Source organism: Pararhizobium sp. LjRoot235 (assembly GCF_964254145.1).
GTDB lineage: Bacteria > Pseudomonadota > Alphaproteobacteria > Rhizobiales > Rhizobiaceae > Pararhizobium.
Window position 1 is genome coordinate 827,019 of record NZ_CAXUSP020000002.1, and the last position, 14,023, is coordinate 841,041.

Here is a 14,023-nt window from a genome sequence, read left to right on the forward strand (position 1 = left end):
CATGACGGACCCATCCTGTCATCCGCGCTGGCGCTGGTGCTTCTGCCCTTCTGCCCGGCATGTTGTCGACTGCGAGCATCCCACAACAGGACACCCTTCGGGCGGTGAGGTGACACGTGCAGCCCAATCTCTTGAGGACGGCTTCCAACGCATGCGAGCCGGCGGCTGCATCAAGGGCGACGATTTCTAAAGCGGAAAAACAGTCACACCCGGCCGGCCCAGGGGTCCGGACCCGGTTCGCGCCCGGCTGCAACCTCGGCCAACCGGTCGAGGTAATGAGCCCAGCCTTCCGCATGGCCGGCGCATTGCTCGGCATTGGGCAGGCCGCTGTGGGTCAGACGCAGAAGCGTTCCGTCCGGCTGCTCGATCAGGTCGATCTCGACCAAGCTCGACCCAGGCGGCACCACCTCGCTGCCGTCCCAGCCGAAGCTGTAGGCCAGGCGATGTACCGGCACCACCTCGCGAAATGAGCCGCGAGCAAATCTCGCGCCGGTGACATTGACGAGATAGAGTCCTCCAGGCTGAGGCTCGACCTGCGCTTCTGTTCCCATCCAGCGGAGAATATTCTCTGGATCGGTCATGAGCGCGAACACCGCGGCGGGCGGCGCCGGGATGCGCGTCTCGCGGCGAACGACGTTTGGCTCTTGCATCGGTCTCTCCCATGGTTGCTTGGCTAGCCCCTTTAAGCGGCGGATGGACCGGAGCGTCCTGTGCTGTCGTGGGACGTCCCCAGGCGACAGTATGTAGGCGAACGCTCGTCCTCAACAAGGGCGCCGTTGGTTGGTATCGCTGGATCAGAATCGCCGGGCGGCCCCGTTTCGCCGACTGGCGATCAATCTTAGCCACTGCGCCGAATGGAAGACGCTCATCAGCGCGTACATGACAGCCATTCCGCTGGACGGTGATGCATCTTGTGCGGCCGAGCAGATCATGTCGGCATCACCGTCAAATGCTGTCAGCAGTGTCATCATTGCGAATGTCGGCGCGGCTGCGAGACATAACCAATCGGCGGCGCTGCGGGCGCCAACGCTGCCGCTGCCGCCACCCGCAGATCCGCTGCCTGCGGGTGGCATCCCCTGTGCGTTATTGGAGTGGAGGGCCATCGAATGTTCAGCCTTGGCCGTATTCGTCGTGGAGGCGCCACCAAATACCGTTTTCGTTTCGCCCCATCGGCGCACGATCGAGCCATTGATACATGCCCCAGATGCCGTCCAGTCCGCGCGCATAGCTGGAATAGGTGTGGTAGATGGTGCCCTCGTTGAGCACGAAGGCACTGAGGCCAGGCCTATCGCGGGTATATGTGGCAACGTCGGTGCCCGTCATGGCAGCGATTTGGGCGACCGGTCCCTCGCTGCCGCGCAACTTCCATTCCTGCATGGTCTGGCCTGCAAGTGCCTCGGGGCTCGGCGCCTCGCGGCGGAAGTTATATTCGATGCTGCCTTCGCGTTGTTGCTCCGCGGTGAACCAGACGCTGAAGTCGCGGTTGAAATCGCTGCTGAAAGAGGAGGCCCAAGGAAAACTCCACCCCATCCGATGCTTGAAGGCTTGCAATTTTGCCAGCGGCGCGCGCGATATGGCCGAGAAGGCGACATCGTGGTTCTCCAGATGGGTGGTAATGCCGTTGAACCCGTCCGCGATCGAAGAGCATGATGGGCACCCGGCCGTATAGTCAGGCCCGAACATGAAATGGTATACGAGCAGTTGCGAACGCCCCCTGAAAAGATCCGCCAGCGAGGCGCTGCCTTCATCGGTGTCGAACAGGTATTCCTTGTCGACCCGGACCCAGGGCAATTCCTGCCGTCGCCGTGCCAACTCGTCGCTGCGCCGAGTGAGCTCCTTCTCATCCTGGAGCAGATCGAGCCGCGCTTTCAGCCACTCTTCACGTGTCCCTGTCATATGATCCATCATCGTTCTTTCCTTCTGGCTGTCTGTCGTCCACCATTATCGGTGCGACGTGTTGCTTGCTGGTCGTGAATAGATTAGGGCCGATGAACGAACTCATGGGAGTTACAAGTGTGACGGGATTCCGATGGACTCGCTGATCACCGCTGCAGCGCGTGCGCTCGCGGCAGGTGATCGCCTCGGCGCATTGAAGCGGGTCGCCTTGCGTGACGACGCGCCGGCGCTGGCGCTCCGAGGTATCGTGATGGCACAGCTCGGCGATTTCGCTCGGGCAAAAGCACTTCTGAAAAGTGCCGCGCGCGCGTTCGGCCCGAGAGAGGCGGTGGCGCGGGCGCGATGTATCGTCGCCCAAGCAGAGATCGCGCTTGTCTCGCGCGACCTCTCTTGGCCGGCCAAGTCGCTCGAGCTGGCGCGGGTGACGTTGGAAGCGCATGGCGACGGCGTCAATGCCGCGCATGCGCGCAATCTCGAAGTCCGGCGTCTGCTGCTGCTCGGCCACCTTGACGAGGCCGAGCGCACGCTCACTGATCTTGATCCCACGTCGCTCCCGCCTGCCACAAGAGCCGCGCACGCCCTTGTGGTTGCGGGCATCGCTATCCGGCGCCTTGATACGAAGGCGGCCCGCACTGCGCTCTTGCGGGCAGGGCAAGCCGCACATCAGGTTGACATTCCTGCGCTGACGGCGGAGGTCGAAAGCGCGTTCCTCGTCCTGAATACGCCCGCAGCACGGTTAATCGCGCATGGCGAGGAGCGTCCCCTGCTGCTCGAGGATGTCGAAGGACTGCTGGCGTCAGAGACACTTGTCGTAGACGCATGCCGCTTTGCCGTTCGTGAGCGGGGCACAACAGTTTCGCTCGCGACACGCCCGGTCCTGTTCGCGCTGGCGCGCGCACTGGCTGAGGCATGGCCCGGAGACGTCGGCCGCAGTACGCTGATCGCACGCGCCTTCGGGGGGAAACATGTCGACGAATCGCATCGCGCGCGGCTGCGGGTCGAGGTCGGGCGACTGCGCGCCGCGCTTGGGACGCTTGCTGACGTCAGTGCGACGAAGCGCGGCTTTGCGATGAAGCCGCGCCGTGCATGCGAAGTCGTCATGCTGGCCCCGCCCGTTGACGAGCAGCATGCCGGTGTGCTTGCCTTTCTTGCCGACGGCGAGGCGTGGTCGAGCTCAGCGCTCGCGATTGCGCTCGGCGCCAGCCCTCGTACTGTGCAGCGGGCGCTCGATCAGCTTTCAACGACAGGCAAGGTGCAATCGTTCGGTCACGGGCGGGCGCGTCGCTGGATGACACCGCCGGTGCCAGGTTTCCCGACTATCTTGTTACTCCCCGGTCCGCTGCCGAGTGACTAATATTGACGTACCGCATATGATGAGGATGCAATCATGAAGCGCTCCGCTGCCGAGATACTCCGTGAATATGGGCCCTTTCCGGGAGCCGACCGCGTAAATGGCGTCACGTTTGACGGTCAGAACGTCTGGTTTGCGTCAGGCGACAAGGTTAACGCCTTTGATCCGGCGAGCGGCAACATGGTTCGGTCGATTGATGTCGCCGCGCATGCCGGGACGGCTTTCGACGGTCAGCACCTCTATCAAATCGCCGAGGATCGCATCCACAAAATCGATCCGAAGACCGGCCGCATACTCACCACGATCCCTGCGCCCGGCGACGGTGGCGATTCCGGGCTCGCCTGGGCCGAAGGCACACTCTGGGTGGGCCAGCATCGAGGCCGGAAGATCCATCAAATCGATCCCCAAACAGGGGCGGTTCTTCGCACCATCGAGTCCAAGCGTGTCGTCACAGGCGTCACCTGGGTCGACGGCCAACTCTGGCACGGCACCTGGGAAGGTGACGAAAGCGATGTCAGGCGTATCGATCCTGAAACGGGAGAGGTCCTGGAGAGGCTCGAGATGCCGATTGGAGTGGGTGTGTCGGGACTTGAGTCTGATGGCGGCGATCAGTTTTTCTGCGGGGGCGGAGGCAGCGGTAAGGTGCGCGCTGTCCGCCGGCCCAGACGCCGCCAGCCCTGACCAGGCACTGCGGGCAGGCCCCGGCGCCGAGACCCCCGTTGACACCACGAGCAAGCCGAAGCGGCGCTGGCGGGCGGCAAGTTGCGCCGATATCGCACCTCAACGGCGAGGCGCGTAATCTCGACCGCCGTCAATCTTTGCCGGGCGCCCTTCCAGGAAAAGCTCACCAATGCGCGGCTCCGAGCGGGCGATGATTTTGCCGCACCGGATCACTGCCAGCCGGTTTGGTTTCAGTCGTAACGCTTCCAGCGTATCCCGTGCCTGAAGGACGACGAGATCTGCATTGCAACCCGGTTCCAGACCGTAGCCTTCGATGCCCATCGTCTTTGCCGAATTGACGGTCAGCGCGTCGAAGATTTTCTTCTTGTCCTCGATGCTGCCCATCTGCGCCACATGGATGGCCATGTGGCCGACCTCCAACATGTCGCCCGATCCCATCGAATACCAGGGATCCATGACGCAATCGTGCCCGAAGGAAACATTGAGCCCGGCATCCATCAGCTCGCGTATGCGGGTCATGCCACGACGTTTCGGATAGGTGTCGTGCCGGCCCTGCAGCATGATGTTGATCAAGGGATTGGGGATCACGTTGATCTGCGCCTCCGCCATCAGCGGGATGAGCTTGGAAACATAGTAGTTGTCCATCGAATGCATCGACGTTAGATGCGAGCCGGCGACGCGTCCCTCAAGGCCAAAGCGGATGGTTTGCGCAGCCAGCGTCTCGATATGGCGTGAGAGCGGATCGTCAGTTTCGTCGCAATGCATGTCGACCGGGAGCCCGCGATCGGCAGCGATGCGGCAGAGCGCTTCAACCGAAGCAGTGCCCTCGCCCATCGTGCGCTCGAAATGGGGAATGCCGCCAACGATATCGACACCCATGTCGAGCGCGCGCTCAAGGGCGTCGATCGCGCCCGGCGAGCGATAGTAACCATCCTGGGGAAAAGCGACCAGCTGCAGGTCGATATAGGGCGCGACCTTCTCGCGGACCTCAATCATTGCTTCGACGGTTATCAGTTTGGGATCGCTGGTATCGACATGGCTCCGGATGAAAAGCAGACCTTGCGTGACCGCCAGATCGCAATAACGTAGCGCGCGATCGACCAGTTCCTCCTTGGTTGCGTTCGAGCGGAGTTCGCCCCAGAGGGCAATGCCCTCCAGCAGCGTGCCCGAAACGTTCATGCGCGGCAAGCCGAGGGAGAGGGTCGCATCCATATGAAAATGCGGATCCACAAATGGCGGTGTGACCAGGCGCTCCGTTGCATCGATTTCGTCCTTTGCTTGCGCCTCGAGATTCCTCTCGACCGCGACAATCTTCTTGCCGGCGATGCCTATGTCGACGCCCGTGCGGCCATCGGGGAGATTTGCATTTCTGACGATCAGATCGAACATGGGAACCTCATGGGAATTGGATTATGTCAACGTTCGCCGCGGCGAGCCGTGATGCCAAGGGCGACGATAGAAAGGATATAGGCGTCATCTAAAAGAGCGGATAGGGCACAAGCCTATCGCTGTTGGCAGGCGGAGCTGAAACGCATCAAGGAAGACCACCATGAGGGCAACGAAGAGTGCCCGGCCCGACCGCCAGGAGGCGAACATAACGAGCGAATGCAAACCAAGCCGGCCTTCTTGGCCACATCTGCCATGGTTGGAGGTTTGCGCTTGTAATGCATGGCGCCATGTCATCGCTACCAGCTCAATAGATCCGGTTTAACCGGCGATTGCAAATGTTGCGGTAGACTTGTGGGACGCACGTCTTTTGCTTGGAGGCGGCGCGGTGCTTGAAAAGGGTGCCGCGCCGCCAGTGTCGATCGTCCCGATCAGAGCGGGAATTCGTTCGCTTGAGTGACGTGGTGGTGGATGCGACCGTCGAAGAAACGGGCCATTACCTGTTCCGTCGCAGCTTTCGCAGCAGCACGGGCCGGGCTTGCCAGGGCGGCTTCGACAGAGGGCAGATCGGGATAATTGATGGCGAGGATCATCGGGATTTCCGGTGCGCCATCGTCGCGCGCGTCTGTGAAGCTGACGCGGACATCAAGGGCGCCGGGAAAGGCCTTCCATTTCGGCAGGATGGTGTCGAGCACGGCAGCGCGAAACGCCTCGGTCTGACCGTCCTTTACTTTGCCTTCAAACAGAGCGTAGCGTGTGATCATTGGATGATATCCTTGTTTGGTCCCCGGAAAAATTCCATCAATGCGGCCTGGTCTTCACCGCCAAGGCCGGCGGCCGTCAGCATGCGATGCACCTCGGCGCAGGTTGCCGTCAGCGGCATGGCCGTATTGGTCAGGCGCGCCAGGTCCTGCGCGCCGTTCAGATCCTTGACCATGTTGTCGATGCGCCCGGTGCGCCTGTAGTCCTTGGTGACGAAGCGCGGCATATATTCCTGCAATATGGCGCTGTCGGCGCGCCCACCCTTGAGTGCCTGCGGAATCTTTGCCGCATCGACGCCGGCATCGAGTGCCAGTTGCGTGGCTTCCGCGACGGCGAGGAAATTGAGGCCGCACAGCACCTGATTGATCAGCTTCGTCGTCTGTCCCGCGCCCGACGGACCCATATGCGTGTAATTGCTGGCAACGTGCTTCAGAACCTCGTAAGCGTCGGCGACGTCCTGATCCGCACCTCCGGCCATCAAAGTCAATTGGCCGATCAGCGCCTTCGGTGCGCCACCCGAAAGCGGGCTGTCGACCCAGCGCAGGTCCTTTTCCGCCGCATCGGCCGCCAGCGCCCTCGTCGCTTCCGGATCGATCGACGACATGTCGATGATCAAGGTCCCCGGTCGGGCACCTTCGGCGACGCCGCCGGCACTGAACACGGCCGCCCGGACGACCTTTGCCGAGTTGAGGCTGAGGATCACATAGTCCGATTGGGCGGCCGCTTCCGCTGCACTGGGCGCTGAAATGGCCCCCTTGTCGACCAGCGCCTGCACTTTTGCCGGATCAAGATCGAAGACCACCAGCCGGTTGCCCGTCTCTGCCAGCCGAGTGCCGATGGCGCCCCCCATCGCGCCGGCGCCTATCAAGGCCACATTGTTCGTCATTTCGGAACTCCTCCCACCCGGATGTCTCCCAATTGTGCCGCAATGGCATCAATCCGTGCCGTCAATGCGGTACCGACGGAAGGCTTGCCGCAACCTGCCACACCCATCAGCACCATGCGCGCCGCCATGTCAGAGCGACGCTGTTATGCCGCCGTCGACATAGAGCACATGCCCATTGACGAAAGACGAAGCGTTGGACGCCAGGAAGATGCAGGCGCCGAGAAGCTCCTCGACCTTGCCCCAGCGGCCGGCCGGCGTCCGCTTGGTGAGCCAGGCCGAGAAATCGGGGTCGGCCACAAGGGCAGCGTTGAGCGGCGTATCGAAATAGCCCGGCGCGATGGCATTGCACTGCAGGCCGTATTTGGCCCAGTCGGTCGCCATGCCCTTGGTAAGATTGCCGACGGCACCCTTGGTCGCAGTGTAAGGCGCGATGCCAGGCCGGGCGAGCGCCGTCTGGACGCTGGCGATATTAATGATCTTGCCCGCCCGGCGGCTGATCATGTGGCGGGCGCAGGCCTGGCCGACATTGAAGACCGTCGAGATATTGGTGCGCAACAGGCGCTCGAAAGCATCCGCGGGGAAATCTTCCAGCGGCGCACGGTGCTGCATCCCGGCATTGTTTACCAGGATATCGATCGCCCCGATCTTCGCCTCGAAATCGTCGATAGCGGTACGCACGGCCGTGTGATCGGTTGCGTCGAAAACGAGTTGATGGACCGTGCCGTCGAGCGTTTTTGCCGCCACGTCGAGCTTTGCCTCATCACGGCCGTTGAGCACCACGTTCGCGCCGGCTTCGCGCAATCCGCGCGCCAGAGCAAAGCCTATACCCTGCGAGGATCCCGTCACAAGGGCGCGTTTTCCTGTCAGATCGAACAATCCGTGAGCCATCGCTTTCCTCCTTTTTCATCTCGACAACGCTCTTTCGCATGTTTATGTTATCGATAACATTTATTGTCAAGGGACGGAGATGCCAAATGACCAGACACCAGATCCTGCAGGTCGGACCCTATCCGGAATGGGACGAAGGCCCGCTGAACGAGGCATTTGCCATTCATCGCTATTTCGATGCGGCTGACAAGTCGGCTTTTCTGGCCAGCGTCGGGCCGTCGATCCGCGCCATTGCCACGCGCGGCGAACTGGGTGCGAACCGGGCCATGATCGAGGCCTGCCCGTCGCTCGAAGTGATCTCCGTTTATGGCGTCGGTTTCGATGCCGTCGATCTGGCGGCCTGCCGCGAACGCGGCATCCGCGTCACCAATACGCCCGATGTTCTGACAAATGATGTCGCGGACCTGGGCGTTGCGATGATGCTCTGCCAGTCACGCGGCATGATTGGCGCCGAGACCTGGGTGCGCGATGGCAGCTGGGCGGCCAAGGGGCTCTATCCGCTGAAGCGCCGGGTCTGGGGCCGGCGCGCCGGCGTTCTGGGCCTTGGCCGCATCGGCTTCGAAGTGGCCAAGCGCCTGAATGGCTTCGACCTGGAGATCGCCTATTCCGATGTTGCGGCCAAGGATTATGCGCCCGACTGGGAGTTCATCGCCGACCCGGTGGCCCTGGCCGCGCGCTCGGACTTTCTCTTCGTCACGCTCGCAGCTTCGGCAGCAACCCGTCACATCGTCGGTCGCGATGTCATTGCGGCGCTCGGGCCGGAGGGCATGCTGATTAACATTTCCCGCGCTTCCAACATCGACGAGGCCGCCCTGCTCGACGCGTTGGAGACCGGCGCTTTGGGCTCCGCGGCGCTGGATGTGTTCGAAGGCGAGCCGGCCCTCAACCCGCGCTTCATCGATCTGCCGAATGTGTTGCTCCAGCCGCATCATGCTTCGGGCACGATCGAGACCCGCAAGGCCATGGGCAAGCTGGTCCGTGACAATCTCTCGGCGCATTTTGCCGGTCAGCCCCTGCTGACCCTTGTCTTGTGAGGAGACATCCATGAAAGCAATCGTTGTCCATGCGGCTCGGGATCTGCGGATTGAAGAACGTGCGGCCGAAAAACCCGGTCCCAATGAGGTGCTGCTGCAGCTTGCGACAGGCGGGATATGCGGCAGTGACCTGCATTACTTCAACCATGGCGGCTTTGGCGCGATCCGGCTGCGTGAACCGATGATCCTTGGCCACGAGGTCTCGGCTTATGTGGAGGAATTGGGGACGGGCGTCGACGGTCTGGTGCCGGGGCAACTGGTGGCCGTGTCGCCGTCGCGTCCCTGCCGGACCTGCCGCTTCTGCCAGGAGGGGCTGCACAATCAGTGCCTCAACATGCGCTTTTATGGCAGCGCCATGCCGTTTCCGCATATTCAGGGCGCTTTCCGCGAAAAGCTTGTGGCTGATGTGATCCAGTGCGTTCCGGCTGACGGGTTGACGCCGGGCGAAGCGGCCATAGCCGAACCGCTGGCGGTCGTTTTACATGCAACGCGTCGTGCCGGAGAGATGCTGGGCAAGCGGGTTCTGGTCACCGGCTGCGGTCCGATCGGTGTTCTGGCCATTCTAGCGGCACGGCGTGCCGGTGCAGGGGAAATCGTGGCAACCGATCTCTCTGATTTCACCCTGTCGGTGGCGCGAAAGGCCGGCGCGGACCGCGTGATTAATATGGGGAACGAGCCGGATGCACTGACCCCTTATGCTGCTAACAAAGGCGCGTTCGATGTGCTGTTCGAATGCTCCGGCGCTGCCCCGGCCCTGATCGCCGGCATCAATGCACTGCGGCCGCGCGGCATCATCGTGCAGCTCGGGCTCGGCGGCGATATGAACCTGCCGATGATGGCGATAACCGCGAAGGAACTGGATCTGCGCGGCTCCTTCCGCTTCCATGAGGAATTCGCCATGGGTGTCGAATTGATGCAGAAAGGCTTGATCGACGTCAAGCCGCTGATCACCCATACCGTGGCGCTGACAGACGCTGTCTCGGCCTTCGAACTGGCCAGCGACCGTAGCCAGGCGATGAAGGCGCAGATCGCATTCGCCTAAGGAAGGAACTGCCGTGGCCTGCCCGAACCGGTGCGCAACCGGTGAAGGTTGCGCGGCGGTGTCACGCTCGCCCCAAATTCCGCAGTCGAAGCTCCTGATGTGGACCTGGAACACGAGTAAGGTCGCGAACAAGAGCGTTTGCCGCTAGCGCGAAGAAAGGCGTGTTTCGTCGATTTCGTGCTCGTAGAGCTGGTCCATGCTCAACGAGGCGACTGCTGCAAACGGAGCCTGGTTCCTCACCCGGCCGTCGCCTAGGATGACGATGTCGTCGCAGAACGAAATCGTGCTGCGGTGGTGGCTGATCACAATGGTCGTGCGGCGACCGGCCCTCGACCTCAAGGTCTCGACGATTGCGGCTTCCGACAGGCCATCCATGGCGTTTGTTGCTTCATCGAGAATGAGGACTTCGGGATCCCGCACCAAGGCTCTCGCCAGCGCTATTCGCTGGCGCTGCCCGGCCGACAGACTTGCGCCGCGATAGCCGACGATCGTTTCGTAGCCTTGAGGGAGTTTCTCGATAAATTCGTGCGCCTCTGCAAGCCGGGCGGCATGCTCCGCATCGGCTATTGAAGCGATCCGACCATAAGTGATGTTCTCCAGAATAGTGCCATCCACCAGTTCAAGATCCTGGCTGGCAAGGGCAATCTGGCTTCGCCATTGGGCCGGATCGATTGTGTTCAGAGGCATCCCGTCGATCAGAATTTGGCCCTGATCGGGCTCAACAAACCGGCACAGGAGATTGACGATCGTCGTCTTTCCGGCGCCCGATCGACCGATGATGGCTGTCGAACAACCGCTCCGGACTTCAAATGTTGCGGCCCGCAGAACGCCAGGCCGTGCGTCCGCGCCGGGGTACTTGAACGTCACGCGGTCAAATTTGATCTGTTGGCGCAAGGCCCGGGCCGGTTCATCGCCTGCCGGCGGTGGCGGCTTGTCCGACGGGTCCAACAGCCATCGCACCTCTTCCAAAGAGCCGCTCCAGCCCTGTATTTGGCTCCACGCCAGCTGCAGGGCGCGGATATGCGGCTGCAACCGATAGAGAAGGACGACGAACGCCACAATAACGGGAAAGGTCACTCCCAAAGTCCATGCGCTCACGACCGCCGCCAGAAAGAGAGCCGAGTGCAGCACTTCGGTCAGTGGCGGCAGAGCGCCCTGCCGGGTTTGGAGGACGAAGCCTGCTTTCCGAACTGCGTCCGATGCGGTGTCGAAGACGGCCTTTTCCCGCGGCTCCTGTCCGAACACGCGGATGAGCCGCCCGGCGTGAACGAGGTGGAGCATCCTTGCGGCAAGTTCACTGTTGAGCGATGCGACATTGCGGCTCGGATTTTTAAGGCTTGCCGATAAAAGCGCGTGTGCGAGTTGGACGATAACGAGCCCAAGCGCGACGCACAACGTCATCTGCCATGACAGGAGCAGCAGGAAGCCGAGCAGAATGACGGCGGCCGATGCGTTCACGATTGCACCAAGGACTGTCTGCATCGCATCCGACGCGCGCCAGGACTCGTTGGAAATAATGTTCAGCAATCGCCCCGGGCTTTGTTGCAGGAAAAACGGGTAACCAACCCTCAACAGCTGATCGGCGAGCGCGCTTCGTATGGCATCGCTGGCTTTGCCATAGATGAAATTGGTAAGGACGGTATTCGCAAATGCGAGAATGTTCTTCAGGGTGATCAATGCAAGAACGGCAACGGAGATCACCATCAATCGTTCTCCATCGTCGAAGCCCGACCCCACCTGTTCAAAGAGGGCAGACAGTCCGCTTGCGCCCGCGCCGTCCTTCTGACCGGCAATGATGCCGAGCATTGGAATGATGAGGCCGATGCCTGCGCCTTCAAGCACGGCGCTGCCCAGCCCCAGAGCAACGACAGCCGCAAGCAGGCGCCTCTGTCGTCCAAGTGTGCTGCGCAGTACCTGAAAGCCCGGCAGGAGGAATTGCAACATGATCGATATCACCTCAGCGAACGAGCCGCCTGTTTGATCTGGGTTACTTCAGAGGGCTGCGCCCGTCTGGTTATGGCAACACGCGCGAACCGGGCCGCTCCGAGCAAATTCATGAACACGATCGGCCAGTGGGACAGAGAAACCTCAGGATCGAACCGGGGGCCGCCAAAAAGTTCCCGCCACGCTGACCTCACGGACCAGCAAAAATGGCGAAGCAGCCAGGGAGCCTTGAGGATGTGTTTCAGGCAAAGCGCCCCATTCCCAAGGCTGTAATCTCGGTGAAGCCTTTCGATTGCCTCGCGTGTGTTTCGACCATGATAGTGAAGGACGGTCATGTCGGGAACATATTCAATCGGGATGCCGAGTTGAAAAGCCCTGACCAGGTAATCCGTGTCCTCGGCCGACTTCAGGGAACTGCCGGCCCCAAGCCGTTCGTCGAAATGGCCGACCCGGAGTGCAATCTCACGATGCATCGTCATGTTACAGCCCAATATGAAGCCGCCAGGATGGACATCTTGGGTAAAACGCTCGCGCCTCTGCGACCGCTTGATTGTGAAGGGGAAATCGAGCGAACTGCCGAGTTCGACGCGACCGCCGCGGATGATGCAACGCTCGCCGGTCGCGTAATGCCGTTCCAAATCCTGCAGGTAGCGACAGTCGACTTTGCAATCGTCATCGATAAAAACGAGTATCCGGCCGCGCGACCGTTCCATTCCTGCATTGCGGGCGGCGGCCAGGCCCGGGCGCGGCTCTGTTACAATCGTAATCGCAATGCTTAACGTCGCGGCGATATGGATCAACCGTTCGGCCGTGTCGTCCGTTGAACCGTTGTCGACCACCACGAGTTCGCTCGTGACCGTTGCATGAGACTGGCAGGCTTCCTCAATTGATTTGATGCAGGCCTCCAGTGCCTCGGCGCGGTTCCTTGTGCAGACAATGAAGCTTGCCAGCGGTTCGCGTCGCTCGGCAGGTGATGGAGCGGCAACATTGGCCCGGGTGCACTCTTGGACGATTTTGGGGCGTTCCGGAGCCATACTAACCAAGACCATGCTGCGGTAACACGGTGGCGGCAGGCACGGACGCAAAATACCGCGATAGCGCATCGAGCTGCCTGGTTGCCGCAATTGAGAGACGACTGCACCACGGCGCGTAAGCACCTGCGCGTAGGCCGTATCGCTCCCGGCGTCGAATGAGCCTCCATTTCCCGGTCCGAGTCAGAAACTCATGCGTCAGCCGAGGCTGCTCCGCGTCGTTGATGAGCTGATAGAGGAAATAGAAGAAACACAGGGCGCCGTCCTCATAGCTGGACTGCGCCGCTCTGGGGCGAGCGGCGATTTTCGCTTCGAGCGTCAGAACGAATTCGGCCGCACGTCGTGTGGTATCGGGCGTTACCGCGACACCGACGTCGCGCAGGGCATCGAGATCGTCGATAAGAGATTCACGCTCGAGGTTCTCCGCGACAATCTTCAGATGCGTCTGACGCATCAACCGCTTATGCTTGCTTGTGACGCTGTGGTCGTGGATGCGATAGGCGACCAGGCTTTCATCGATCATCGCCGCGGGAAAGCGGGCCGTAATCCGTCGGAACAGATCGAAATCTTCCGCATGCACATAGCTCGCGTCGTAGACCAACATGTCTTGCGGGATGACCCGCCGGTTATACATCACGGTCGAGTGCATGAAGATGGTGAAGAACATCGACAAGATATGCCAATCTCCCGACCTGTAGATCGGATTGGGGGTGCCGCGCACCATTCGATTGCCGAGAAGGCGATCAACGCCCGTACCGCTGATCGCAAGCTGAGGCTGTTGCATGAACAATGCAACTTGGCGGGAAAAACGCGCGGGATAGGCAATGTCGTCGGCGTCCATCCGGGCGATAAGGCCGCCCTTGGCGATGGCCAAGCCCTCGTTCAATGTCGCGATAAGGCCGCGGTTCTCCCGCGAGACGATGGAAATACGATCGTCGGCCTTTCGATACTGCTGCAGGATTTCCAGCGAGCGGTCGGTCGAGCCATCGTCGATCGCAATGACCTCCAGGCGTTCATGGTCCTGGCGCAGGATGCTCTCGAGCGACGCAGCGAGATAGGGTTCGCCATTGTAGACAGGCAGCAGGACGGAGACCAGTGGGACGGACATGCTTCAGCTCGCGT

General features: G+C 61.3%; 13 protein-coding genes. 4 read left to right on the plus strand and 9 right to left on the minus strand.

Annotated elements, in window-relative coordinates; translation table 11 throughout:
* Positions 1-203: 203 nt before the first annotated feature.
* Positions 204-650 carry an SRPBCC family protein gene (locus ACSQ2Z_RS24635; RefSeq protein WP_436083826.1) on the minus strand — a complete coding sequence of 149 codons (447 nt, stop codon included), beginning with the start codon at positions 648-650 and terminating at the stop codon, positions 204-206.
* A gap of 460 nt (positions 651-1,110) precedes the next feature.
* Positions 1,111-1,908: a DUF899 domain-containing protein gene (locus tag ACSQ2Z_RS24640; protein ID WP_436083827.1), complete on the minus strand. Its 798-nt coding sequence runs from the start codon at positions 1,906-1,908 to the stop codon at positions 1,111-1,113.
* A gap of 121 nt (positions 1,909-2,029) precedes the next feature.
* On the opposite strand from ACSQ2Z_RS24640, the gene ACSQ2Z_RS24645 reads away from it, so the two are divergent.
* Together ACSQ2Z_RS24645 and ACSQ2Z_RS24650 are read left to right on the plus strand one after the other, a co-directional pair.
* Positions 2,030-3,250, plus strand: coding sequence for a helix-turn-helix domain-containing protein (locus ACSQ2Z_RS24645; protein ID WP_436083828.1), 1,221 nt, complete (start codon positions 2,030-2,032; stop codon positions 3,248-3,250).
* A 33-nt stretch (positions 3,251-3,283) separates the two neighbouring features.
* A complete protein-coding gene (locus ACSQ2Z_RS24650; RefSeq protein ID WP_436083829.1) occupies positions 3,284-3,928 on the plus strand; it encodes a Vgb family protein in 645 nt (214 codons plus the stop codon).
* Positions 3,929-4,027: 99 nt separating this feature from the next.
* On the opposite strand, the gene ACSQ2Z_RS24655 is transcribed toward ACSQ2Z_RS24650, so the two are convergent.
* The 4 genes from ACSQ2Z_RS24655 to ACSQ2Z_RS24670 all read right to left on the minus strand — a co-directional run bounded on the left by ACSQ2Z_RS24655 (position 4,028) and on the right by ACSQ2Z_RS24670 (position 7,850).
* Positions 4,028-5,317 carry an amidohydrolase family protein gene (locus tag ACSQ2Z_RS24655; protein ID WP_436083830.1) on the minus strand — a complete coding sequence of 430 codons (1,290 nt, stop codon included), beginning with the start codon at positions 5,315-5,317 and terminating at the stop codon, positions 4,028-4,030.
* Between the two features lie 428 nt (positions 5,318-5,745).
* Positions 5,746-6,078 carry a hypothetical protein gene (locus ACSQ2Z_RS24660; RefSeq protein ID WP_436083831.1) on the minus strand — a complete coding sequence of 111 codons (333 nt, stop codon included), beginning with the start codon at positions 6,076-6,078 and terminating at the stop codon, positions 5,746-5,748.
* Positions 6,075-6,962 (minus strand): NAD(P)-dependent oxidoreductase, encoded by an 888-nt coding sequence (locus ACSQ2Z_RS24665; RefSeq protein ID WP_436083832.1) that lies wholly within the window; start codon positions 6,960-6,962, stop codon positions 6,075-6,077. Before ACSQ2Z_RS24665 ends, ACSQ2Z_RS24660 begins: the two co-directional genes overlap by 4 nt.
* A gap of 129 nt (positions 6,963-7,091) precedes the next feature.
* A complete protein-coding gene (locus tag ACSQ2Z_RS24670; RefSeq protein ID WP_436083833.1) occupies positions 7,092-7,850 on the minus strand; it encodes an SDR family oxidoreductase in 759 nt (252 codons plus the stop codon).
* 86 nt (positions 7,851-7,936) lie between these two features.
* Between ACSQ2Z_RS24670 and ACSQ2Z_RS24675 the strand changes: the two genes are divergently transcribed.
* Together ACSQ2Z_RS24675 and ACSQ2Z_RS24680 are read left to right on the plus strand one after the other, a co-directional pair.
* Positions 7,937-8,884, plus strand: coding sequence for a 2-hydroxyacid dehydrogenase (locus ACSQ2Z_RS24675; RefSeq protein WP_436083834.1), 948 nt, complete (start codon positions 7,937-7,939; stop codon positions 8,882-8,884).
* Between the two features lie 10 nt (positions 8,885-8,894).
* Positions 8,895-9,926, plus strand: a complete 1,032-nt coding sequence (locus ACSQ2Z_RS24680) for an L-idonate 5-dehydrogenase (protein WP_436083835.1) — start codon at positions 8,895-8,897, stop codon at positions 9,924-9,926.
* 144 nt (positions 9,927-10,070) lie between these two features.
* Here the strand turns inward: ACSQ2Z_RS24680 and ACSQ2Z_RS24685 are convergent, their stop codons facing one another.
* The 3 genes from ACSQ2Z_RS24685 to ACSQ2Z_RS24695 are packed head-to-tail and all read right to left on the minus strand — an operon-like array spanning position 10,071 to position 14,009.
* Positions 10,071-11,870 (minus strand): ABC transporter ATP-binding protein, encoded by a 1,800-nt coding sequence (locus ACSQ2Z_RS24685; protein ID WP_436083836.1) that lies wholly within the window; start codon positions 11,868-11,870, stop codon positions 10,071-10,073.
* Between the two features lie 8 nt (positions 11,871-11,878).
* Entirely contained in the window at positions 11,879-12,904 is a 1,026-nt protein-coding gene (locus tag ACSQ2Z_RS24690; protein ID WP_436083837.1) for a glycosyltransferase family 2 protein, read from the minus strand.
* Position 12,905: 1 nt separating this feature from the next.
* The gene (locus ACSQ2Z_RS24695) at positions 12,906-14,009 is read right to left on the minus strand and encodes a glycosyltransferase family 2 protein (RefSeq protein WP_436083838.1); all 1,104 of its coding nucleotides are present in this window, start codon (positions 14,007-14,009) and stop codon (positions 12,906-12,908) included.
* Positions 14,010-14,023 lie beyond the last annotated feature (14 nt).